The organism is Acinetobacter sp. AKBS16 (assembly GCF_002899995.1).
Taxonomy (GTDB): Bacteria; Pseudomonadota; Gammaproteobacteria; order Pseudomonadales; family Moraxellaceae; genus Acinetobacter; species Acinetobacter baumannii.
Window position 1 is genome coordinate 29,604 of record NZ_POYH01000088.1, and the last position, 24,902, is coordinate 54,505.

At 38.6% G+C, this 24,902-nt stretch carries 21 protein-coding genes and 1 pseudogene; 11 read left to right on the forward strand and 11 right to left on the reverse strand.

All coding sequences use genetic code 11. The features are described from left to right. The 6 genes from cydB to C1642_RS15510 all read right to left on the reverse strand — a co-directional run. A partial coding sequence (cydB, locus tag C1642_RS19705) for a cytochrome d ubiquinol oxidase subunit II (RefSeq protein WP_228153935.1) occupies nt 1-418 on the reverse strand: 418 nt, incomplete at its 3' end. Next, complete coding sequence (locus tag C1642_RS15490; RefSeq protein ID WP_000622647.1) at nt 415-2,001, reverse strand: cytochrome ubiquinol oxidase subunit I; 1,587 nt, start codon at nt 1,999-2,001, stop codon at nt 415-417. The genes C1642_RS15490 and cydB, both read right to left, overlap by 4 nt. Beyond that, nucleotides 2,001-2,195 carry a cytochrome oxidase putative small subunit CydP gene (gene cydP, locus C1642_RS15495; protein ID WP_000053889.1) on the reverse strand — a complete coding sequence of 65 codons (195 nt, stop codon included), beginning with the start codon at nt 2,193-2,195 and terminating at the stop codon, nt 2,001-2,003. Before cydP ends, C1642_RS15490 begins: the two co-directional genes overlap by 1 nt. Nucleotides 2,196-2,578: 383 nt before the next feature. Beyond that, on the reverse strand, nt 2,579-3,187 hold the full coding sequence (locus tag C1642_RS15500) for an OB-fold-containig protein (RefSeq protein ID WP_000753036.1): 609 nt from the start codon (nt 3,185-3,187) through the stop codon (nt 2,579-2,581). 25 nt (nt 3,188-3,212) lie between these two features. Then, nucleotides 3,213-3,521 carry a Rieske (2Fe-2S) protein gene (locus tag C1642_RS15505; protein WP_000134203.1) on the reverse strand — a complete coding sequence of 103 codons (309 nt, stop codon included), beginning with the start codon at nt 3,519-3,521 and terminating at the stop codon, nt 3,213-3,215. Nucleotides 3,522-3,537: 16 nt separating this feature from the next. Further along, complete coding sequence (locus C1642_RS15510) at nt 3,538-4,542, reverse strand: adenosine kinase (protein ID WP_000246666.1); 1,005 nt, start codon at nt 4,540-4,542, stop codon at nt 3,538-3,540. A 237-nt stretch (nt 4,543-4,779) separates the two neighbouring features. Here C1642_RS15510 and C1642_RS15515 point away from each other — a divergent pair, with 237 nt between their 5' ends. The 3 genes from C1642_RS15515 (at nt 4,780) to C1642_RS15525 (ending at nt 11,238) form a co-directional block, all read left to right on the forward strand. Beyond that, nucleotides 4,780-6,876 carry a TonB-dependent receptor gene (locus C1642_RS15515; RefSeq protein ID WP_103236552.1) on the forward strand — a complete coding sequence of 699 codons (2,097 nt, stop codon included), beginning with the start codon at nt 4,780-4,782 and terminating at the stop codon, nt 6,874-6,876. Between the two features lie 250 nt (nt 6,877-7,126). Next, nucleotides 7,127-10,066: an insulinase family protein gene (locus C1642_RS15520; protein WP_213064287.1), complete on the forward strand. Its 2,940-nt coding sequence runs from the start codon at nt 7,127-7,129 to the stop codon at nt 10,064-10,066. 20 nt (nt 10,067-10,086) lie between these two features. After that, nucleotides 10,087-11,238, forward strand: coding sequence for a phospholipase A (locus tag C1642_RS15525; protein WP_000885647.1), 1,152 nt, complete (start codon nt 10,087-10,089; stop codon nt 11,236-11,238). 41 nt (nt 11,239-11,279) lie between these two features. On the opposite strand, the gene C1642_RS15530 is transcribed toward C1642_RS15525, so the two are convergent. The 3 genes from C1642_RS15530 to ilvA all read right to left on the reverse strand — a co-directional run bounded on the left by C1642_RS15530 (nt 11,280) and on the right by ilvA (nt 14,978). Next, nucleotides 11,280-12,617 (reverse strand): TrkH family potassium uptake protein, encoded by a 1,338-nt coding sequence (locus C1642_RS15530; RefSeq protein WP_000053917.1) that lies wholly within the window; start codon nt 12,615-12,617, stop codon nt 11,280-11,282. A gap of 18 nt (nt 12,618-12,635) precedes the next feature. Beyond that, a complete protein-coding gene (locus C1642_RS15535; protein ID WP_001983728.1) occupies nt 12,636-13,286 on the reverse strand; it encodes a potassium channel family protein in 651 nt (216 codons plus the stop codon). Nucleotides 13,287-13,430: 144 nt separating this feature from the next. Further along, nucleotides 13,431-14,978 carry a threonine ammonia-lyase, biosynthetic gene (gene ilvA, locus C1642_RS15540; RefSeq protein WP_001983729.1) on the reverse strand — a complete coding sequence of 516 codons (1,548 nt, stop codon included), beginning with the start codon at nt 14,976-14,978 and terminating at the stop codon, nt 13,431-13,433. A gap of 101 nt (nt 14,979-15,079) precedes the next feature. Here ilvA and rpiA point away from each other — a divergent pair, with 101 nt between their 5' ends. Together rpiA and C1642_RS15550 are read left to right on the forward strand one after the other, a co-directional pair. Beyond that, nucleotides 15,080-15,751 (forward strand): ribose-5-phosphate isomerase RpiA, encoded by a 672-nt coding sequence (rpiA, locus tag C1642_RS15545; protein ID WP_000061059.1) that lies wholly within the window; start codon nt 15,080-15,082, stop codon nt 15,749-15,751. After that, nucleotides 15,751-16,431 (forward strand): SprT family zinc-dependent metalloprotease, encoded by a 681-nt coding sequence (locus C1642_RS15550; protein WP_000110123.1) that lies wholly within the window; start codon nt 15,751-15,753, stop codon nt 16,429-16,431. Before rpiA ends, C1642_RS15550 begins: the two co-directional genes overlap by 1 nt. Here C1642_RS15550 and C1642_RS15555 read toward each other — a convergent pair. Further along, the gene (locus C1642_RS15555) at nt 16,428-17,948 is read right to left on the reverse strand and encodes a hypothetical protein (protein WP_103236554.1); all 1,521 of its coding nucleotides are present in this window, start codon (nt 17,946-17,948) and stop codon (nt 16,428-16,430) included. The genes C1642_RS15550 and C1642_RS15555 overlap by 4 nt on opposite strands. A 182-nt stretch (nt 17,949-18,130) precedes the next feature. Between C1642_RS15555 and argC the strand changes: the two genes are divergently transcribed. From argC to C1642_RS15585, 6 genes are all read left to right on the forward strand, one after another. Beyond that, nucleotides 18,131-19,186: an N-acetyl-gamma-glutamyl-phosphate reductase gene (gene argC, locus C1642_RS15560; protein WP_000558175.1), complete on the forward strand. Its 1,056-nt coding sequence runs from the start codon at nt 18,131-18,133 to the stop codon at nt 19,184-19,186. A gap of 75 nt (nt 19,187-19,261) precedes the next feature. Beyond that, nucleotides 19,262-20,020 carry a DUF6776 family protein gene (locus C1642_RS15565; RefSeq protein ID WP_085940527.1) on the forward strand — a complete coding sequence of 253 codons (759 nt, stop codon included), beginning with the start codon at nt 19,262-19,264 and terminating at the stop codon, nt 20,018-20,020. A gap of 9 nt (nt 20,021-20,029) precedes the next feature. Further along, a complete protein-coding gene (gene clpS / locus C1642_RS15570) occupies nt 20,030-20,443 on the forward strand; it encodes an ATP-dependent Clp protease adapter ClpS (RefSeq protein WP_001260033.1) in 414 nt (137 codons plus the stop codon). 9 nt (nt 20,444-20,452) lie between these two features. Then, nucleotides 20,453-22,729 (forward strand): ATP-dependent Clp protease ATP-binding subunit ClpA, encoded by a 2,277-nt coding sequence (gene clpA, locus C1642_RS15575; RefSeq protein WP_000952702.1) that lies wholly within the window; start codon nt 20,453-20,455, stop codon nt 22,727-22,729. A 3-nt stretch (nt 22,730-22,732) separates the two neighbouring features. Then, nucleotides 22,733-23,095, forward strand: coding sequence for a YnfA family protein (locus tag C1642_RS15580; protein WP_029424759.1), 363 nt, complete (start codon nt 22,733-22,735; stop codon nt 23,093-23,095). Between the two features lie 426 nt (nt 23,096-23,521). Then, complete coding sequence (locus C1642_RS15585) at nt 23,522-24,577, forward strand: 3-deoxy-7-phosphoheptulonate synthase (protein WP_103236555.1); 1,056 nt, start codon at nt 23,522-23,524, stop codon at nt 24,575-24,577. A 46-nt stretch (nt 24,578-24,623) separates the two neighbouring features. Here C1642_RS15585 and C1642_RS19710 read toward each other — a convergent pair. Continuing rightward, a pseudogene (locus C1642_RS19710) lies at nt 24,624-24,902 on the reverse strand (alpha/beta fold hydrolase); the annotation flags it as partial.

Sequence of the window (24,902 nt, forward strand, 5' to 3'; positions counted from 1 at the left end):
TACCAAAGGCAACACCAAAAACAAGTGCTGGTACGGCACCACCAATACAAAGTCCCCAGTCCCAAGAGTTGCGCCATTGGGTATTTTCAAGTTTAGAACGATAATCAAAACCTACAGGACGTAAGAACAGGGCAAATAGCACAAGTAATAAGGCCCAATACATTCCGGAAAATGCGACCGAGTATACCATTGGCCAAGCTGCAAATAGTGCACCACCAGCAGTGATAAACCAGACCTGATTACCATCCCAATGGGGTGCGATCGTATTAATAGCAGCGCGGCGTTCGTTATCAGTTTTACCAACAAAAGGCATGAGTGCCATTGAGCCCATATCGAAACCATCGGTTAGGGCAAATCCAATGAGTAGGACTCCAACTAACACCCACCATATGATTTTTAGGAGTTCATATTCAATCATGATAAAGCCTCCCCATTAACAGCTGCTTTTGGCTCTTGTTTTTCAAAATGGTATTTACCAGTGTGAAGTGAGCTTGGACCTAAGCGAGCAAACTTAATCATTAAGTACATTTCAATAATCAAAAGTACGGTATAGAACGCTGCTAGAGCGAGAATTGAGCCCCACACATCGCCCGTACTTAAACTTGAAGCTGATAAGTGTGTAGGTAAAATTTCACCAATAGACCACGGCTGACGGCCGCCCTCTGCTACATACCAACCAGTTTGTGCAGCAATCCACGGAAGTGGTAGGGCAAATAATGCATATTTAAGTAGCCAAGGTTTATTCTCAGCATTTCTTTTCGCTACTGCCCAAGTTGCTAAAATGAAAAGAAGCAGCATTAGGAAGCCAGAAGCAACCATTGCACGGAAAGAGAAAAACAGAGCTGTAACATTCGGAATAGTATCTTTTACCGCTGCTTGAATGTGCTGCTCGCTTGCATCGACTACATTCGGAGCATATTTCTTAAGAAGTAGACCATAGCCTAAGTCTTTTTGATTTTTCTCAAATGAAGCTAATAACTCTGGTGAGCGATCACCAGCACGTAATTTTTCAAGCTCAGCATAAGCAAGCATACCGTTACGAATACGAACTTCGTGCTGTTGCATTAAGTCTTTCAAACCAGTAACTTCTTTGGTAGTTGAACGAGTGGCGATGAGGCCTAATGCGTATGGAATTTTAACTGCATAATCTGTTCGCATTTCTTCATGGTTTGGTACACCAAACAAAGTAAACGGAGCAGGAGCAGGATGAGTATCCCATTCGGCTTCAATTGCAGCGAGTTTAGTTTTTTGAACATCACCTAACTCATAACCCGACTCGTCACCGAGTAAAATTACTGAAAGTGTAGAAGCAAGGCCAAAAATGGCAGCAATTGCAAATGAACGACGTGCGAAAGGAAGGTCACGTTTTTTGAGTAGATAGTAGCTTGAAATGGCGAGTACGAAAATCGCACCTGTTACATATCCGGCAGAAACAGTGTGTACAAATTTAACCTGTGCAACCGGGTTGAAAATAAGTGCGCCGAAATCAACAAGCTCCATACGCATAGTTTCGAAGTTAAATGCTGCACCTACAGGGTTTTGCATCCAGCCATTCGCAACTAAAATCCAGAGCGCTGACATGTTAGAACCTAGGGCAACTAACCAAGTTACTCCTAGATGTTGAACTTTACTTAAGCGGTCCCATCCAAAAAAGAATAGACCGATAAATGTAGACTCAAGGAAGAATGCCATTAAGCCTTCAATTGCTAATGGTGCACCGAATATATCACCTACATAATGAGAGTAATATGCCCAGTTTGTTCCGAACTGGAACTCCATGGTTAAGCCTGTAGTTACGCCTAAGGCAAAGTTAATACCAAATAGTTTTCCCCAAAACTTAGTCATATCCTTGTAAATCTCTTTACCAGATATAACGTAAGTGGTTTCCATAATAGCCAGAATAAATGCAAGGCCTAGGGTCAAAGGTACGAAAAGAAAGTGATACATTGCGGTCATGGCAAATTGGAACCGCGAAAGATCAACCACGCTTTCAGAAATCATCAACGTGTCTCCTTAATGTGGGAAGAGTTATCGCCTGCAATATGCTCGGCGACCTGATTGTCAAAATTTTTGGGGATAGTGGGAGCGTCAAACCAAATATGTTTGATTGTTAAGAGAAGCGCGACTTTAATTATTAGAATAATTGCGATTTCTCTAATTAATCGGGAGTTAATATCTAGATTTTTAAGGCTCATAAAATAAACCTCGATACATATTAATTTCATTATTAATCAAAATATATTAAAAATAAACAATAAATATATTTTAAATAAAAACTTAATTATTTTTTTAATAAAAATCATGTGGTTAATAATTTAAATAATTATTGATAAAATATCTGACTAAAATAGTTTGAATTAATTATTAAATCCAACTAAAACACTTGTAAATAAAAATATTAAGTTGATTAAAATAGTTTGATTTATATTTAATTCTGATTAAAAAGGTTGGGTATAATAAAGTATTTTTTATTTCTAACTAAAATGGTTGGTTTAATATTCAATTAAAATAACAGTAAAATAAAGGCAATAATTAAACCTTTTAAAAAGCAATTAAAGACGAGAAGAATTATTAATAATTAATCAGGCGCGAAAAGGTCATTCGAAACAGAAATTTTCTTGGCAACATAATGGCTTTTATGCACTTTGATAAGAATGACTTGTGAATATAGTTCTAACTCACCATACTCAGGTTCAACCTGGACATAGTGCAGTTGTCCAAACTCATCACGTACACGAGCTTGTGCTGAAAAACCAGGTCTTGCACTACCACTGGAAATAGTTGCTAGACGCCCTAAAAGGTTATAGTTGGTATGTGTAAGCTTGGGTTTAATGACTTGATCAAGGCAGTGAATCATAAATACGGTAAAGAAAATCGCGATGACCAGTGCAGGGATGATTAAGTAAAACGGCGTGATAAAGTAATGCTGTATAGCAAAGAAAGAAAGCTGTAAAAAATAACCGGCAAAACTGAAATTGATGAGTAAAAAAACAAAAATTAGAGCTTTAGAAAATTTAACATTGAGCAAAGGGGAATTGGTAAGCCAAACTGGCGCAATTTTTTTTAATAGCTGGCTTGGTCGTAAACCAACATACATACCAATAGTTTCTACCACGCTGAGCAATATCAAAGCCACAACACTTAAATGAAATGGCATAAGATAATAATTAAAAAAGAAATCAGCCATGGTAGAAACTCTAATGTTGATGATCTCAGTCTACGATATAAATACCGCCATCTGAATGCACCTTAATCTCAACTTTATTTAGAAACTCACCTAAACAAGGACCTGAAATACATTCACCAGTCTCCACGTTAAATAAAGCACCGTGGGTTGAGCATTGGATATATTCTTGGTCTTGATCTAGAAATTGGTTTTCTAGATATTCAAGTTCGGTTTGCAAATGTGGGCATAAATTCTGATAGGCGTAGAAAGAGCCATCACGCTGTGTAATGAAAATAGTAGTTCCTTGTAAAGTGTCAAAAGCTCTAGCTTCACGCTCAGGAACTTCTTCCGTCATACAGATCCTTTCCATTTCAAGCACATTCCTTCTGAAAATTTTCGAGAAGTTTAGCATAGTCATTAATGGCTAAACGAGGACCAAATTGAGACACAACTTCACTTGAAATTAAGATGGCTAACTGTGCAGCAGCAGTTAAATCTTCATGATGGTTTAATGCGTAGAGGAAGGCACCTGCAAAGGCATCACCCGCACCATTTGTATCTACAGCTTCAACATGACGGCCTGCGACGTGAAAATGGTGAGTTGGATTTGCAACTAGAGCACCTTTTGCGCTTTGTGTAATCACAACAGTATGGTTTTTAAAACGTAATTGAGTAAGTGCATCTTCAACAGTAGTGGTATTGGTATACATTAAGGCTTCTTGTTCATTACAGAACAATAAATCCACACCATCATCCATAAGCTCTTCTAGGCCTTCACGAGCGTATTGAACCATTGCAGGATCTGATAAAGATAGGGCAATTTTAACGCCGTGAGCTTTTGCAATTTCTCTAGCTTGTTTTACCGCTTTACGTGCTGTTTCACTTGTAGAAAGATAGCCTTCAATATAAAGCCATTTCGCTGTTTTTAATGGTTCAAAATCGATTTGGTCTTGAGAGAGTTCAGCGGTAATACCTAAATAGGTATGCATAGTACGCTCAGAATCTGGACTAATGAGAACCATACAAGTACCGGTCACACCTTCACTGATAGACTTTGGTGTAGTCTGGATGCCTGCATCATTTAGCCCTTGCAGGTAAATTCCACCTAATTCATCATGACCAACGCGGCAACCATAAAATGCGCTACCACCTAATGCACTAAATGCTACAGTTGTATTTGCAGCAGAGCCGCCACTTGCTTGACCTTTGTAATCTTGAGTTTGTTTTAATTTTTCATAAAGGGCAGATTGTGTTTCACCGTCAGACAACTGCATGGTGCCTTTTTGTAAGCCTTGTTGACTAAGAAAATCATCAGACACTTTAAATTCTTGGTCGATTAATGCATTACCAATTGCAAAAAGATCTACAGTTGCCATATGTGTTGTCACAGAATAAAAAATCAGATCGATAAGTTTACACCATTGCTCACATTTGCTGTAGTTTGTTGAATAAAATTCAGGTTATTCAGCGGCTCGCAGAGTTTTATTTTTTGCCTAAGCAATTGAAATAATCTTTTTAATAAATATTATCAATTAATAATGATTCTTGCTAATATTTACAAATCTATACTGTTTCATTGAAACTTCGCCTGAAATTTTTCTTAGCGAACTTATATGAAGCGTTCAGTTTTATTTATTTCATCAGTTGGGGTTATGACAAGCCATGTATATGCTCTGGAAGCAGATCAACAGGCGGTAACCAACCTTCCAACAATTTCAGTCAAAGCTGATAAGGAAATCAGTTTAAAACAAGAAGTGGGGCAAGCATCAAGTGCAACTAAAGGACTTATGCAATTAAAAGATGTCCCTCAAATTGTAAACGTTGTACCCAAACAAGTTTTAAGAGAACAGACAGTCACCTCTATGCAAGGTGCCTTGCAAAACGTTGCAGGTTTAAGCTTTAGTGTAGGAGATGGACAACGTGATCAGGTCATGATTCGTGGTTTCTCTGCAATCACCGATAACTATGTAGATGGTATTCGCGATGACGCATTGTATTTTCGCGATATGTCGAATGTAGAGCGGATCGAAGTTTTAAAAGGACCTGCTTCGGTATTATATGGGCGTGGTTCGGCAGGTGGTTTAGTTAACAAGATTAATAAAAAACCAATGGATCAATCTTTGCGTGAAGTGAGCCTGATTGGTAGTACAACAGGGCAACGCCGCGCAGAAGTCGATGTAAATGAAAAAGTCGCAGAGAATGTTAAGGTTCGTCTAACTGGTGCAGTTGAAGATTCAGATGGTTATCGTGATCAGGCTTTTTTAAAACGTCAAGCGGTTGCTCCATCTGTACAGTGGGATATTACTGATAAAACTAAACTTTTACTTCAGGCCGACTATTTGCATGATAACCGTTTGGCAGATCAAGGTTTCCCAACAGACCCGATTACAGGTAAACCTGTTAAAACAAATCCTAAAACTTTTTATGGCGCTTTAAATGGTAAAGAGGTTGGGGATGTTGACACTGAAATCTCAAGCCAAACTATCAGCTTAGACCATGAGTTTAATGATAATTTTAAGTATCATGGTGCAGTTCGCCACTATAACTACTCACTTGATCGTCAATATAGTGTAGATTCACATCCAGCTGCTGATAAGTCAAAAATTACTTTAACCCAGAATAAACGCTTACGTAATGAAGATGGTGTGTATGTTCAACAAGAGTTGAGCACTTTATTTAATACAGGTTTTTTAAAGCACAATACCTTAATTGGTGCTGAATATAGCAAGCAGCATAAAGATGAGATACTTTGGCAAGGTGCTAAAACAACCACTGATTTATATAATCCTAAATTAGAGTATTGGGCGCCTATTAATACAGGAACTACAACTGCACGTAATAACAATAGCAATACTTTTGAAAACTACGGCGTGTATCTGCAAGATCTAATGACAGTGACAGATCAGCTTAAAGTTTTAGTGGGTTTACGTTATGACAATCTATCGCAAGATCGTGATGATAAAACGAGTACGAATTTAGATTTAAACCGTACTGACAATACTTATTCTCCACGAATTGGAGTGGTCTACCAGCCAGTAAATAATATCTCACTTTACACTTCTTATAACCGCTCTTTCCAACCTTTGGCTGATTCATTTGTTTTTTATCAAAACAGTGATGACTTAAGGCCAACAAAAACTGAAAACTATGAAATCGGTGCAAAGTGGGATGTAAATGATCAGTTGAATGTAACCTTGGCTTTGTTTGAGATGAGCCAAACTAATATTCAAAACCAAGATCCAGCAAACCCAAATCAAGCATTGTTAGCAGGTGAGCAAAAAACCAAAGGTGTTGAGCTTTCATTAACAGGTCAGTTGACCGATCAATTGTCAGTATTGGCCGGTTATTCGTATATGGATGGTAAGATTGAAAAATCGGCTATCGGATTTACAGGCAATCATTCTGCGCTCACGCCAAACAATACTGCTAACTTATGGTTAAAATATCAAATTAATGATCATTGGTATGCAGCTCTGGGTGGTCGTGGTGAATCATCACGTTTTAGTGCGCCAGACAACAAAAACGTTTTACCGGGATATGCAGTTGTAAATGCGGCGTTAGGTTATCAAAGTGAACGTTATGATGTGAACTTAAACTTAAATAACTTGTTTGATCGCGATTATTTTGTGTCAGGTCATAGTGGAGCAAATGATTCGAACATGATGGGCGATCCTTTAAATGCTCAAGTTGCACTTCGCTATCGTTTTTAATTAAAAAACTCTAAAAAGCTCATCATTTCGATGAGCTTTTTTATTTGTCGTGTAGGATATAGATAGTATTAAAAGGTTTTGTTCTGATAGGATACAACGACGCGGGCTATGTGCTTGATATTAAAGCTATGGCTATGAAAACTAATACTTAACAAAAACATAGTGTTTTGCTTGGCTTTTATTCGCCATTCTCAAGCCGACTCAGGCTATAATGAGACTTATTCACTTATCCGATATGTTAGGAGATCACATGACTGTAGATGTCACTGAAACCATTTCTCAAACTGTTCACCCTGCGTTTCAGTTGCTACGTCAGCACCATGTTGAAGCATTAGATATTTTAGTGTCTGAATATAAGCATAAAGTCACAGGTGCGGTGCATTATCACTTGGCAACTGATTATGATGAAAATGTATTTCTTGTTGCGTTCAGAACACAACCTATGGACTCTAAAGGAACTGCACATATTTTAGAGCATACCGCTTTATGTGGCTCTGAAAAGTTTCCTGTTCGTGATCCATTCTTCTTAATGATTCGCCGTTCATTAAATACTTTTATGAACGCGTTTACAGCAGCAGATTGGACTGCATATCCATTTGCAACTCAAAATAAGAAAGATTTCCAAAACTTATTATCTGTTTATCTTGATGCTGCTTTCTCGGCAAATTTGAATCCTCTGGATTTTGCTCAGGAAGGTATCCGTATTGAACTTGAAAATGGTCAGCCTGTATATAAAGGCGTAGTCTTCAATGAAATGAAAGGTGCAATGAGTGCGCCTTCTGATCAGCTTTATCACCAGTTGGCTCATCATCTATTCCCTGAAACCACTTATCACTACAACTCAGGTGGTGATCCAAAAGACATTCCTGACTTAACGTATGAACAATTGGTTGAATTTTATAAAACCCATTATCATCCGAGTAATGCGGTATTTATGACTTTTGGTAACCAAACCGCCTATGAATTACAAGAGCAATTTGAAAAATTGGCTCTACATAAGTTCACTGCTGGTACAACTTTATATTCGAAACCAGAAAAACGCTTAACGGCACCTGTTGAAGTCACTGAAACTTATGCAGTTGATGGCGATGAGTTAAAGGACAAAACTTACCATGTATTGTCGTGGTTATTACCTCAGGCAAGTGACATTAAACTTCGTCTGGGTATGCGATTAGTAGAAGGCGTTTTACTCGAAAACTCAGCTTCACCACTTCGTCATTATTTAGAAACTTGTGGCTATGCTCAGTCGACTGGTCCTTTAATGGGTGTAGATGATAGTAACTTTGAAATGACGTTCTATTGTGGTGTTCAAGGTTCAAATCCAGAGCATGCAGAGAGCTTTAGAGATGGCGTTTTAAACGTTTTACGTGAAATAGCTGCAAAACCAATTGACTCATCGTTAGTTGATGCAATTTTGCATCAAATCGAGTTACACCAACGTGAAATTAATGGTGATGGTACACCATATGGCTTAAGCTTAATTTTAAATGGGTTAAGTGGTGCGATTCACCATAACGATCCGATTCAAATTTGGGATGTTGATAGTGCCATTGCTCAGGTCAAAGAAGAACTCCAAGACCCAATGTGGTTATCTAACCTGATTCAAACGCATTTATTAGATAATCCGCACCGCGTGCAAATGACTTTAGTACCGGATGCAACCAAGTCAGCAAAAGAACAAGAAGCTGAAAAAGCACGTTTAGCTGCGATTGGTGAAAAGCTAACTGAAGAAGATAAAGCAGAGATCATCGCTAAAACCAAGGCATTGCAAGAACGTCAAGATACACCAGATAATCTTGAACTGTTGCCAAAAGTAGGTCTAGAAGACGTACCAGCTGACTTGCATATTGTACAAGGTCAATTGCGTGAAATTATCTGTAATCGAATGGATACGCCGTTGAATTTGTATCATGCCGGAACGAATGGCATTTACTATCAACAAGTACTTATTCAAATTCCTGATGATGTGGTTAAATCACCATACTTCAATTTGCTCTCTATTTTAATGGGAGAGGTTGGTGCAGGTAAGTATGACTATCTTGAACTACAAAACTTACAAACAGCTGTAAGTGGCGGTTTAGGAATGGGCGCTTCTTTACGCAGTAAAGTTGATGATAAAGATAAAATTAGCGCTTGGTTAACATTAACGACCAAATCTCTAACTCAAAAGTTTGATGCAATTCATTTATTGAAATTAGCATTTGAACAACTCCGTTTTGATGAAAAAGAGCGAATCATTGAATTATTGCAGCAACGTAAGACACGCTGGCAGTCTCGTTTATCGGGTGCTGGTCATAGTTATGCAATGCAGATTGCTTCTCGTAATATGAGTGCATTAGCTCAACGCGACTATCAAAACACTGGTTTAGGTGCGTTGAACTGGTTAGGCGAGCTTGTTACTAAAATTACCCAAGATGATGCTGCTTATGATGCGCTTATTACTGAATTGAAGCATATTCACACAAAATTATTGCAAGCACCTAAACAGTTCCTGCTCGTATGTGAAGAGCATCAGTCAGAACGTTTAGTTGAAGAAATACAAAATGTTTGGGATAAATTAAACGTTGATACAGCAGCGGCTGAGTTAACCCAAGTTGAGCAAGAAAATGATAATGAACATGAAGCTTGGTTAATTCAAACCAATGTTCAGTTCTGTGCTTCTGCATATCAAGCAGTTGAAGTGTCTCATCCAGATGCGGCACCTCTAATGGTATTGGCAGCTTACTTGCGTAATGGTTTCTTGCACAGTGCTATCCGTGAAAAAGGTGGTGCTTATGGTGGTGGTGCTAGTTATGACGGAAATGCATGTTCATTCCGTTTCTTTAGTTACCGTGACCCACGCTTAGCTGAGACTTTTAAAGATTTTGAAGCGAGCGTGCAATGGTTGTTAAACACAGAGCAACAACCTCATCAGCTTGAAGAAGCAATTCTTGGTCTGGTGGCAAGTATGGACAAACCTGGTTCACCAGCAGGTGAAGCAATAACAGCTTGTTATGCATTGTTGCATGCAAGAACTCCGACTTTCCGTCGCACATTACGTGAAAGATTATTGCATGTAACTTTAGAAGATTTACAACGTGTTGCGCGTCAATATTTAATTGAACAAACACCTGTAAAAGCTGTCGTTGCACCTTTTGCAAAACGTGATGAATTGCAACAACTGGGCTTTACGATCAAACAAGTTAATTAAAATAAAAATTGGAGATGAACATGGCGTTCAGACAATTTGAACGCACATCTTTACAGCTAAGTATGGGAGCCCTGCTTAGCTGTTTATGTGCGTCGGTGGCATATGCCGACACCTTAGCCCCTGTAAAACCTGCGAGTGTAGATGCATGTGTTGCTCTTGCTTCGAATGCTGATCGCCTAGCTTGTTACGACTCTGTGTTTAAACCATCGGCTTTACCGGTTGTTCAAGCCGCAGCAGTACCAGAGCCTGTTAAAAAAATTGATAAACCTGTTGTTCAACCTGAAACATTTAAAGAAAAGGTTGTAGATAAGGTAAGTAATATCAAAGTAATTGGTAAGGCACCTACACTTGAACCTACTACGTCTTTACTAGATCAACGTTGGGAGTTGTCTGAAAAAAGTAAACTGGGTGTTTGGAATATTCGTGCTTATCAACCTGTTTATTTGCTACCAGTTTTCTGGACGAGCGATAAAAATGAGCTACCTACTAGTCCAAACCCTAATAATGTAGAACATACAGCCCAGAATCTTAAATCAACTGAAAGTAAATTTCAGATTTCTTTAAAAACGAAAGCTTGGGAAAATATTTTTGGTAACAATGGTGACTTGTGGGTAGGTTATACTCAATCTTCACGTTGGCAGACCTTTAATGCTGAAGAATCTCGTCCATTCCGTGAAACGAACTATGAGCCAGAAGCAAGTTTAATGTTTAGAACAAACTATGAGTTGCTTGGCTTAGATGGTCGTTTGCTTGGGGTAACTTTAAATCACCAATCAAATGGACGTTCAGATCCTTTATCTCGTAGCTGGAACCGTGTCATCTTTAATGTGGGTTTAGAACGCGGTAACTTTGCTTTAATGCTTCGTCCATGGATACGCATTGAAGAAGACAGCAAAGATGATAACAATCCAGATATTGAAGATTATGTGGGGCGTGGTGATTTAACTGCTTTTTATAAGTGGAAGCAAAATGACTTCTCATTAATGCTACGTCACTCTTTAAAAGGTGGTGATGATTCTCATGGTGCTGTTCAGTTTGACTGGGCTTTCCCGATTAGTGGCAAGCTGCGCGGACACTTCCAATTATTTAATGGTTATGGTGAAAGCTTAATTGACTATAACCATCGTGCAACTTATGCCGGCTTGGGTGTTTCACTCATGAACTGGTACTAACTTTGACCTATAAAAATGCCGCTTTTACAGCGGCTTTTTTATTAACCAATTTGAATATTGGCTTGAGGGTGTTTGAGACGGCTTTTTTTAGGAGTAGCAATTAAATAGGCGAGTGTTAAGGGGCCTAAACGGCCTGCAAACATAAGTAGGCTTAAAATAAATAAACTACCATTGTGTAAATCTGGCGTGATACCGCGAGAAAGGCCTACCGTACAGGCTGCTGAAACCACTTCAAATAATAAGTTCATAAAGTCTGCTTTAGGTTCTAAAAGTAAAAGAATAAAGAACCCGATAAATATGAGAATACTGGTAATTGCGGTGACAGCTAACGCTTTATAAGTAGTTTCGTGAGAAACGGAGTGATTGAAAACCCTGATTTCATCGGTACGTCTTAAAAAGGAAAGTACACTTAAAACTAATATGACAAAGGTGCCGACTTTTATACCTCCAGCAGTACTGAGTGAACCTCCACCGATGAACATGAGTAGCATCATAAGTAAAGAACTACTGTTGGTCATTGCTCCAGTATCAATAGTATTGAATCCTGAAGAACGTGGAACAGTCGCTTGAAACCATGCATTTAAAGCTTGATCACCTACATTGAGCAGACCTAAGGTATGAGGATTTTGTGCTTCCAAAACCCAAATTAATACAAACGCAACCAAATTAATAATCGCAATAGTTGTTAGGATGAGTTTGCTATTTGGGCTGAGTTTTTTCCATTTTTTATTTTGTTTGATATCCATGAGGACTAAAAAACCCAGTCCACCTAATGTATAGAGCAAACTAATCGTAATACATATAAGGTAGTTGCTTTGGAAGTTAACTAAACTGTTGCTAAATAGTGAAAAACCTGCGTTGTTAAATGATGAGATGCTATAGAAAACTGCATAATACAGTCCTCGAGCAAAGCCATAAATCGGTGTAAATGCGGTAGTTAAGATCACTGTTCCAATCAGTTCAAAAAGAAGTGTGTAAGTAACAACACCTTTTGCCACAAAAGTAACCTTTGAAAGACTAGTCTGCCCAAGGCTATCTTGAGCCATCATTTGCTGTTTAAGACCAACTTTAGGAGATAAGCTTAATGCTGCCAAAATGGCAAAAGTCATGAAGCCTAAACCACCTGACTGAATCAATAATAAAATAATGACCTGTCCGAAAAGTGTAAAAGATTCATGAATATTTAAAACGGATAGACCTGTAATAGTGACTGCCGAGGTCGCCGTAAATAGAGCATCCATCCAACTAACATGTCCGTTATTGGCAATAGGAAGTTTAAGCAATAATGTGCCAAAGACAATAAAGCCCAGAAAGCCCAGTGCTAACAGAGAAGGTGGGCTTAAATTTAGTGTTTTATGCGGTTTAGGCTTAAGAGACATATTTTTTGGTTCGTTTTCTTATATGAAACAATTTGAGAGTTTTTTTAGCTGCTGTAAATGACCTTCTAAAATAAGAATATCATGCGTTTGTAAAGTAAAAGTCTCTTCGGTTTCAAATAAAATCTGCTGTTGTCTTTTTACAAGAAGCGTTTTTACTTGAGGGGCTTGCTGCATAATTCCGTACAAATTAATGCCGTTTAACTTCTCTGGAATATCAATTTTTACAATATAGTGCTCATCATCTAAAGACATGTAACGGCTCACCATTGGGTAGTTTAGTGCTTGAGCAACACGTACCCCCATGTCTTCTTCAGGATGAATGATTTTATTGATATTTAGATGAGATAAGATCGTATGATGTGCTTTGGTTTTTGCTTTTACCCAAATTTTATCAATGCCCAGATTTTTTAAATTCAGCACACATAAAATACTGGCTTCAATATCTTCACCAATTGCTACAACCACTGCATCACAATTTTGAATGTTTAATTCATCCAATACATGTTCATCTGTAGCATCAGCAATGACAGCATGAGTTAAAACATCGGCAAGATTCTCAACATTCTTTTTGACTGTATCAATACCAATAACATCATGGTTTAATCTCGTAAGTTCCTGAGCAACAGTTGCCCCAAAACTTCCCAAACCGATGACCGCGAACTGTGCCATAGTTGTCCTTTTATACTTAGTTAGGGCTTTATTTTTAATGATATTTTCTTTGAGATAAAGAGAAGCAATGTAAATATAAAAAATAATAAGCTTAAATGATAAAAAAGCCGACATATTTGCCAGCTTTTTTATCAAAATGAAAGGTTACTTCAAGAAACGTTTATAGCCCACATTGTCAGTAATTTCTGCATATGGATAGCTAATTTGCTCAAGAGTTTCAATTAAACCATCTGGGTTTTGTTTAGCATCTGTTGCTTGTAAGCCAACTAGTACACGACCTTCAGCAGCGCCGTGGTTACGATAATGGAATAGCGTAATATTGTGGGTTGGACCTAAACGAGTTAAGAAGGTGAGTAATGCACCCGGACGTTCCGGAAACTCAACACGGAACAATCTTTCGTCATCCAGATTGGCATGGCCACCAATCAAATAACGAATGTGCAATTTAGCAACTTCATCATCAGATAAATCATCTACAACATAATTTTGCTGTTTAAGTTGTTCTAAGATTTCATGACGTTCAGTGTCACCACCTTTTAAGCTAATACCCACAAATACTTGTGCTTCTTCTGTATTATTTGCACGGTAGTTAAACTCGGTAATGTTACGGCCCTGTAGAGCACGGCAGAAGCCTAAGAATGCGCCTTTTTCTTCAGAAAGAGTAACTGCATAAATGGCTTCACGTTGTTCACCCAATTCGGTGCGCTCTGCAATGTAACGTAAGCGGTCAAAGTTCATGTTGGCGCCGCAAACAATCGATACCATGTTTTTGCCGCTAATTTTATGCTCGGCAACATATTTTTTGATACCAGCTAGGGCCATCGCACCTGACGGTTCAACAATGCTGCGGTTTTCATCAAAAGTATCTTTAATTGCAGCACAGATCTCATCTGTATTTACGGTAACAATGTCTGGTTCAACAATTGGACCAGAGTTATCTGATTTGCGTAGACGAACGATATCAAAAGGTAAAGCACCAATTTGAGCAACTGCTGTACCATCAGCAAATAAGCCTACGTGGGGTAGGACTACACGTTCATTTGCTTCTAGCGCTGCTTTTAAACAAGCTGACTCTTCATATTCAACACCGATGACTTTGACATGCGGTGCAACATCACCTAAGTAAGCTGCTACACCAGCAATTAAGCCACCACCACCAACAGCAACAAAAACATATTCTACATCACGCCATTGGCGTAAAATTTCATTCGCAATTGTGCCTTGGCCCGCAATAACCAACTCGTCGTCATAAGGTGGAATAAAAACTAATCCTTCAGCTTCGGCACGTTGCTGAGCGTATTTGTTTGCAATATCAAAACTATCGCCATGCAATACAACTTGGCCACCCAAACGCTTCACTGCCTGAACTTTAATGTCAGGGGTAGTACTTGGCATAACAATAATTGCAGGAATACCTAAACGTTGACCAGACAACGCTACACCTTGCGCATGGTTGCCTGCAGATGCGCAAATGACGCCACGTTCAAGTTGTTCTTTCGGTAATTGGCTAATACGGTTATAGGCACCGCGTAATTTAAAAGAAAAAACTGGTTGTAAATCTTCACGCTTAAAACGAATTGTGTTGTTTAATTTTTGACTAATTCGTGGAGCTGCTTCGAGAGGTGTTTCAATTGCAACATCATAAACCGTTGCTTGTAAAATTTGTCGTACCACACGAGACAGCATGTTCATCTTCCCTATAACAGTTTAAAATAGGAAATTATTGTAGCAAACCCTTGTGCATTTGCGCCGTTTATTGGCGCATAAATGTCAAAAAATAGTTGAGTGATGTAATGAGCCTATATGCAACCCAAGATGAAAAGAAACAAGCTGCTGCGAAAGCTGCTTTAAAACACTTACCCAAAGGTGGCATTTTGGGGGTAGGAACTGGAAGTACTGTAAATTTCCTGATTGATTTATTGCCTGAACTACAATTAGAAGCAGCAGTAGCAAGTTCTCAAGCAACAGCAGATCGTCTTAAAAAATTAGGCATAGAAGTGGTTGATATGAACCATGTGGGTAGCCTTGATGCTTATGTTGATGGTGCAGATGAGATTGATCGTCACATGCATATGATTAAAGGCGGCGGCGCAGCATTAACTCGTGAAAAAATTGTAGCCTCAATTGCTAAAAAGTTTGTATGTATCGTTGATGATTCAAAATGGGTTGATCAACTTGGTCGTGATTTCCCATTACCAGTAGAAGTGATTCCAATGGCGCGTTCTGCTGTAGCTCGTAAATTGGTAAGCTTAGGGGGTGATCCGGTTTATCGTGAAGGTGTGGTAACAGATAACGGAAACGTTATTTTAGATGTATTTAATTTGAACATCTTAAATGCAATTGATTTGGAAAAGACAATTAATAATATTCCGGGCGTTGTGACTAACGGTATTTTTGCGTTAAATCCAGCAACGATTGCAATTGTTGCAACAAATGATGGTATTGAAGAGCGTACTGCACAGTAATGTCTGTGGAAATGCCAGAAATTAAAATTGTTCGTCACGTAAGGGCAAGAAAATTGCGCTTACGTGTTGAGCCTGCGTCTATACGACTTACTGTGCCGTTATTTTGTAGTAAGAAACAAATTCAGCAGTTTTTAGCTCAGTCTGAACAATGGTTAATCGAGACGTGGAATAAACAGCACCACGTTCAATCTACCTCGTTTGAAATTCCTTCAGAAATTTCTTTTTTTAATAGAGAACAGCCTTTTCAAATTGTTGTGCAGAAGCAACATCGCATTTTTCAATTTGATTGGGAAAATAGTTATTTATTTATTAAAGATCAACAACCCTATCAAGCTTTACAAAATGCTGTTATTGCTTATGCAAAACAAGAGTTGCCAGCACTTTTGTCAGAACTTAGCCAAAAAACTCGACTGAGTTATGCAGAGTGTACAATCCGGCGTCCTAAAACTCGTTGGGGAAGTTGCAGTAGTCAACATAATATTATGCTGCATGCAGGTCTGGTTCTTATGCCTGCTCAAATTACCCGTTATGTTTGCATTCATGAACTAGCACACACCAAACACTTCGATCATAGTCCTGCATTTTGGGCCGAAGTTGCAAAGTTCGACCCTAACTATATGCAGCATCGCAGACAATTAAAAGGTAATCCATTGCCTGCATGGTGGTATGTTACAACTTAGCTAAAGCTACACTCTAATTGTGTTGTTTGTAAGACATCTGGTGCTTTGCGGCTATCAAGGCCTGCTTGAGCACTAACAATCTTGTTCGCTTTAATATGTAGCTGTATAAAATTATATTGCTGTGTTGAATTGTTAGGTTCGGATGAACTTGAGTTAAGTAAATAACTATAACTTGCGGCGTCGGTTTGCAGTAAGTTATCTGTACTATCTGCGCTTAAGGCAGAGCGATAGCTTTGAGAGCCTTTAATTAATTCAATTTGACCATTAGCACGGAAGTTAAGTTGGCAGCCTGTTGTACTATCTTCATAATGGCCGACTAAATAGTCTGTAGCTGGTAGTTTTGGGTCAGAAATATTGATACTAGTTAAACCTTGTTTACACGGATAAGCCGAACCATTGCAGGTCGCTGTAATACCACTAAAGCCAACAGCACGTCGGTAATCTCCCGCACCATCTATACGGAAAAATTCAGACGTATTACCAGCAGGTATAATCCCCGAATATTGTTTCTTGTCCAGTAGATCATAACCTATTGGGTCTAGATGGGATTGATCTTGCAAATCTGCTAGTTTAAAGGTGGCTGCTCTTAGATTGGTGGCAAAATAATCACGTGTTACCTTTTGATTAGCTGCGATATCTAAAAGTGTATTTTTTGCTGGATCAATATTATCAGGGGCTGAGGTGAAGATAGGGGTAAAAGATGTTTTGTCCCCAATAAGTTTTTTGCCGTCTAAATATCCATCTTTTAAATCTGTAGCGAGACTTTGGATGAGATCTTGATAAGGTGAATTCGTATTATGGATGCTTGACCAATATTGAAGATAACCAAAGCTTAGATAACTATCCACATAAGTACTTGGCTTTGTGGTTGAGTATTTCAATAAATTTAAAATTGTAAGCGTACTTGCCGGACTTAAACTTGGAATATTGGTATCTTTAAACGCATTCAGAAGAGATCTGTAGACATCTTGAGAGGCTAAGTCAACATGTAATTGTTCAATACGGGTTGGGATAATTGTCTCATTAGGCAACTGACCTGAACGAATCACAGCACGTTGATAAATTGCTTCTGAACTTGGGCTGATCAATTGTGTTTTATTGCTTATCGAGCTTGGGGTAATAAAAGCGTGATAAACACCAGAAATATTTTGATATTCAGATTTAGTTGGATCAAATACTTGAGATGAGCCTTGGGTCGTGACTTCAACACGATAAAGACGATTTAGTTTTGTGCTTGGAAGTTTAATATCGTAACTCGTTAAACTGGCAACTTGGGTATCAATCAAAATACTATTGTCGGTATTATCATATACCTTGAGTTGAACATTGCGCATTTCGATAGGGGTTTTAAGCGTAATATCCGTCATGACTTCAGGAGTGGGTTCAGACGGTTTAGGCGTGTTAGATGAACCTCCGCTACTGCTACCACCACCACACCCAACAAGGGCTACACTTAAAATTAAAGTGGTGAGGCCGAGATAAGTGCACACTTTTATTTCTTTTGATTGATCAAGCATCCTAGCTCTCCAAAAATAAATTTGGTATTTATTTACTGATATTTGTTTGGTACTGACAGGCCGGCAAGTGCTATGTAATTATCGTTTAAAATAAAAAAATTAAAATTACCAAGCATGAAATGGTTTTGTAAGCCTAGACATCCTGTCATACTACCGCAAGTATAGATTCAAAATTTGAGGTAATGCACGTGATTTCTGTCGGAATTGTTGGTGGAACTGGTTATACAGGCGTTGAACTATTACGTATTTTATTACGGCATCCAAAAGCGCAGGTTCGAGTTCTGACTTCACGTACAGAAGCGGGCAAACCAGTTGCTGATATGTTCCCAAACTTACGTGGGCATACAGATCTTCAATTTTCAGATTTAAACATTGATGCATTAAAAGAGTGTGATGTTGTATTTTTTGCAACTCCTCATGGTGTTGCGATGCAACATGCGAAAGATTTGATCGCAGCAGGCACCAAAGTTATTGATTTAGCTGCTGACTTTCGTTTACAGAATCTTGAGCAATTTGAAAAGTGGTATGGTATGGAGCATGCTTGCCCAGATGTACTAAAAGATTCTGTTTATGGTTTAACCGAGTTAAATCGTGAAAAAATTAAGCAAGCTCAAGTCATTGGTAATCCGGGTTGTTACCCAACGACTGTTCAACTAGGCTTGGCTCCACTTTTAAAATCAGCACAAGCATTGATTGAAACAAAGAATATTATTATTGATGCAAAATCCGGTGTTTCTGGTGCTGGTCGTAAAGCAAGTTTGGGCATGATTTACAGTGAAAATGCGGATAACTTTAAAGCTTATGGTGTTGCAGGCCATCGCCACCATCCAGAGATTGTAGAGGCTTTGGAAAATATTGCAGGTAAGAAAGATGTTTTTGAGGGTCTTTTATTTGTTCCGCACCTAGTACCGATGATTCGCGGTATGTTAAGTACAATTTATGTAGACTTGACAGAAGCGGGTAAACAAACAGACTTACAAGCTTTGTATGAAGACTTCTATGCAAATGAAAAATTTGTAGATGTCATGCCTGCAAATAGTTCACCTGAAACTCGCAGCGTGCGTGGAGCAAATGAATTACGTATTGCTTTGTATAAACCACAACCAAATAAACTCATTATTTTGGCGGCTCAAGATAACCTTGTAAAAGGTGCATCTGGCCAAGCTGTACAAAATATGAACCTTATGTTTGGCTTTAATGAAGATGAAGGCTTACAAGGGATTGGTTTATTACCATAAAAAACTCTTTTTTGCTTCACACACATTTAAATTTCGATTTAAATGTGTGTCTTGACTCTGATCTTAAACACTGAGATGACGATGCAAAACTCGGAACAGACGACTTCTGTAGAAAGTTCGTTGCAAAAGAAAAAATTTTTAAACACCAATAAACCATTATTTATTGGTGCCGCTATTTTAATGAGTGGTTGTTTTGCGCTCGGCTATACAATTGGGCACCGTCAAGGTTTAACTGTTGTTGGTTACGATGCAGATGCAGAGCAATTGGTTGAGGTAGTGCAAAAACAAAAAACAGCATTAGATGCAGTTAACAAAAGTTTGAATGCTGCTGTACAAGAGCGTGATGTTGCTGTTACAAATGCTAATGATTTGTTTGAAGCACTTAATCAAGCCAATGCTGATAAAACACAGCAAGAAGGTATGAGTAACATCTACCGTGAAATTTTAAGACAACGTGGTGGTTTAAGCTTAACAATTCAGAATTTGGCGATTAAACCGTTACCGGAAAATGCTTATGAATATCAGCTTGATCTGGTACAAGTTAGCCCGAGTAAACGCCGTGCTGCAGGTTCAGTTGAAATAAGACTGATTAAAGATACAGAAGTTTTAGTGGTACCACTTGAAGATAAGAACTTTAACTTCACTGATTTTGAGCGTTTGACTGGCCGTTGGACGATGCCTAAGGGGTTCACACCTCAATTTATTGAAGTGCGTCTAACAGGCGGTTCTGATACACCGGTTATTAAGCGTTTTAGTTGGCAGCGTGGTAAACCTGTCGAAACACCTTCTGCTTTTGTTGCAGAAATTCCTCAAGCTGAAGCAAATTCACAATAGTAACATCATATGCGAACAAATAAGCGTCAAACAAATTTAAAAGATATTAAGGCTTCTTTTCAGCAGTCTGGCTATGTCGATTGGCACTTCAATCCACGCTTAAGTGATTCGCAAAACGAAGATCATGACGGAGAGGTTGTTGTGCAAACAGCACCTCCCGAACTCAAGCGTCCTCCCTTATATGCAGTGGTATTATTGAATGACGATTACACGCCAATGGACTTTGTAATTGAAATTTTACAACAATACTTTGCAATGAATCTTGACCAAGCAACTCAAGTAATGCTAACAGTACACTATGAAGGTAAAGGTACTGCCGGGGTATATCCAAGAGACATCGCGGAAACCAAGGCAAACCTTGTTAATAATTACGCTCGATCGCAAGGTCATCCATTACTTTGCCAGATTGAGCCTAAAGCATAAGGGGGTCACATGCTCAGTCGTCAATTAGAAGTATCATTACGTTTGGCTGTTAGCATGGCTCGTCAAAAGAGACATGAGTTTCTTACAGTTGAACATTTACTATTAGCCTTACTCGATAACGATTCGGCTGTGAATGCATTAAAAGCATGCGGAGCTGATATTGTTTCTTTACGTAAAGAATTAGAAGAATATGTAGAACAACATACTCCTAAGCTTGGCGAAAATAGCGAGCAAGCTCCACATCCAACAGAAAGTTTCGACCGTATTTTGCAACGTGCAATTTTCCACGTTCAATCGAGTGGTGGTGACCGTACTGTTGAAGGTGCGGATGTTTTAGTCGCAATGTATTCAGAGCGTGATTCTTTTGCTGTTTATCTGCTTAAACGTCATCAAATTAATCGATTGACTTTAACTCAATACTTGTCTCATGGGACACGTAAAGACGAAGTTCAGGTTGAAGAAGAAGTTGAAGACATTGAAGGTGAAAGCAATTCAGGCAATGCCGGACCATTAGAACTTTATACGCTCAATTTAAATGTTGAAGCCCAAAAAGGTAAAACTGATCCACTCATTGGTCGTGAGAAAGAAATTGAGCGTACAGCACAAATTCTTTGCCGTCGTCGTAAAAACAATCCATTGTTAGTAGGCGACCCAGGTGTAGGTAAAACTTCAATTGCAGAAGGCCTTGCTTGGCTCATTGTAAATGGTAAAGCACCAAAACCGCTAAGCCATGCAGAAATTTACAGTCTTGATATTGGTGCATTGGTTGCGGGTACAAAATATCGTGGTGACTTTGAAAAACGTTTAAAACAATTGTTAAACGCTTTGAAGAAAAATCCGAATGCGATTTTATTCATTGATGAAATCCATATGATCATTGGTGCAGGCTCTAGTATGGGCAGCACAATGGATGCATCGAATCTCATCAAACCAGCTTTAGCAAATGGTACTTTACGCTGCATTGGATCAACCACGTTCCAAGAATATCGTCAGGTATTTGAAAAGGATCATGCGTTATCTCGTCGTTTCCAAAAAATTGACGTAAATGAACCGAGCATTTCTGAAACTATTGATATTTTACGTGGCTTGAAAACGAAGTTTGAAGATTTCCACCATGTACAGTATGACGACAAAGCTTTGGTTTCTGCGGTTGAGCTTTCTGCGAAATTTATTAATGATCGTTTCTTGCCAGATAAAGCGATTGATGTCATTGATGAAGCAGGTGCACAGCGCCGTCTAAAAGCAGAAAGTGAAGACAGCTTAATTACTGTAGAAAATATCGAAGACATCGTTTCTAAAATTGCGCGTATTCCGCCTAAGACAGTGTCTAAAGATGATAAATCAGTACTTGAAAATCTTGAGCGTGACCTAAAACGTGTTGTATTTGGTCAAGATGAGGCAATTACTGCATTAGCTTCTGCAATCAAGTTGTCACGTGCTGGTTTGAAATCGCCGGATAAACCAGTTGGTAGCTTTGTGTTTGCTGGTCCTACCGGTGTAGGTAAAACTGAGGTTACGAAGCAATTAGCAAAACTTTTAGGTGTAGAGCTTGTTCGTTTCGATATGTCTGAGTATATGGAGCGTCACGCTGTTTCTCGCTTAATTGGTGCTCCTCCAGGCTATGTAGGTTATGACCAAGGTGGCTTACTCACAGATGCGATTCATAAAAATCCACACTGTGTATTGTTACTGGATGAAATTGAGAAAGCACATCCTGATGTGTTTAACCTGTTATTACAAATCATGGATCATGGTGCATTAACAGACAATAATGGTCGTAAGTCAGACTTTAGAAATGTCATTATTGTGTTGACGACGAACATTGGTGCAGAAAGTATTTCTCGTGCAAGCATTGGATTTACAGAGCAAGACCATAGTTCGGACAACCAAGAAGCCATGAAACGTGCATTCTCACCTGAATTCCGTAACCGTCTAGATGGTGTTATTCAATTCAAAGCTTTACCAACCACAGTGATTGAATCTGTAGTTGATAAGTTCTTGACAGAATTGCAAGCGCAGCTAGATGAAAAACGCGTAGTTTTAGATGTCGATCAAAGTGCACGCGACTGGTTAGCGACAAATGGTTATGATCGTTTAATGGGTGCTCGACCAATGCAACGACTCATTCAAGAACACTTGAAGAAACCATTAGCTGAAATGATACTATTTGGTGAACTTGCAGATCATGGCGGTAATGTGGCGGTATCAGTGAAGAAAGAAGATGGTAAAGCAGTGGGTCTAAAACTTGAAGTGTTTGAAGATCACCATACGGCAGAACCAGCTTAATTTATGTTAATTGATAGTCTTTCTATAACCCGAATATTTAGTGTGTTCGGGTTATTTATTATTACTGCAATCGCTGAGATTTTGGGTTGTTACTTTCCTTATCTTATTTTAAAAGAAGGGAAGTCTGCGTGGCTATGGTTACCTACAGCTCTGAGTTTGGCCGTGTTTGTCTGGTTGCTGACATTACATCCGGCAGCTTCTGGACGGATTTATGCAGCCTATGGCGGTATTTATATTTTTACTGCGCTTATGTGGCTTCGTTTTGTAGATCAGGTCGCTTTAACCAGATGGGATATCTTGGGTGGCATAATCGTGCTTTGCGGAGCAGGTTTAATTATTTTACAGCCACAAGGATTAATCCGTTAATTCTGAGAGTGATTATTTAAATTTTAAGTGAAAAAATAAGCAATTTTTTCGCAAAAAATACTTGTCAAAGTCATCAACAATGCGTATTTTAGATTTAAGGAACATTTTTTAATATTTGAGATAAAGATGTTAAATCAATCTGTGAATTCTAACGCTTACTTTTATTTCTGGCAATTTAGATAGTTGCCTGAGCGTATTCGGGCACGAGAGTTGCCCATCACAGTTAATACCTGATCGGCAACCCCGATCAGGTTTTTTTATGCTTTATCTTTTTCAAATCGAGGACTTCAAAATGAAAAACATGACTTATTCATACTTTAGCAACTTTTATTGGTTTTACTTTTGCCTACCTTTGCCAACGAATAGATCCAAAACGCTCAAATAAATGATCGGACTGATTAGGTTTCAGTCCAAAGGAAAAGACCAATGAATGCCTTAAATACTTTACTAACTCAAAGCAATACAAAAGAAACACCAGTTAGTTTACCTGTTCAGTTAAAAGCTAAATACCCGCTTGTGCAGACCTTCGCACGACAAATTGCAGAACATCGTCAAATTATTCAAAATATTCTTGCTGGCAAAGATCAGCGCTTAATGGTTATTACAGGACCATGTTCAATTCATGACCCAATTGCTGTACTTGAATACGCAGATAGATTGCAAAAATTACAAGAAAAAGTAAAAGATCAAATCTTCATTGTGATGCGTGCTTATATTGAAAAGCCGCGTACAACAGTAGGTTGGAAAGGGTTTATGTATGACCCAAACCTTGATGGTTCATCTAATCTACAATTAGGTTTAGAAAAATCGCGTGAGCTATATTTACAAATTATTGAAAAAGGCTTGCCGATTGCGAGCGAAATTTTAAGCCCAATGGCAACAGGCTATTTTGATGATTTATTGGCTTGGGGTGCAATTGGAGCTCGTACTAGTGAGTCCCAGATTCACCGTGAAATCTCAAGTCATATGCCATACAGTATTGGCTTCAAGAATGGTACGGATGGCTCAATTCAAATTGCTTTAGATGCTATTCAGTCTGCACAAAATGAGCATCAATTTTTAGGTATGAATCAGCAAGGTTTGCCTTCAGTGATTCAGAGTCCTGGAAATCCATTGCCACACTTGATTTTACGTGGAGCCAATCACGGTCCTAATTATGATTTGGCTTCAATTCAGGCAATTAGAGAAAAGCACAAACAAAACCTACCTGCCTTAGTTATTGACTGTAGTCATGGCAACAGTGGTAAAGATCCTTTACGTCAGCCAGAAGTTTTACAGCAAATCGTTGCTGAACGTCTAAAAACTCAGGTAAAGGGTGTCATGATTGAAAGCCATTTAGTTGATGGTAACCAGAAGATTTCATGTGAAATGACTTATGGACAGTCGGTAACGGACGGTTGTTTAGGGTGGGATAAAACTGAACAGCTTTTGTTAAATGTTGCTAAACAATTAAAAGCAAGTGAATTAGCTCATTCGGCTTAATGATGTAAACATTTAAAAAGGGATCTGTTTTAGCAGATCCTTTTTTTTAAGAAGCATGTTTAAGTTCGGATAAAAAAGTAGTAATTTCATGCCCGAATTTTTTTGGCTCGGTTAATAATGGCGTGTGGCCTGAACGCTCAAAATAAATTGTTTTTGCATGTTCGACACTATGTGCAATCAGTGTTTGCCCCGTTTCTGGATAGAGTGTCGAATTGCGGCCAATAAAGAAAGTTGTTGGGCACTGTAATTGCTGAAGTGCTTCACGGTAATCTTCATTGTGGAAAAGATAATTTTCGACATACCAAAATAAGTAGTCTAAACGTTG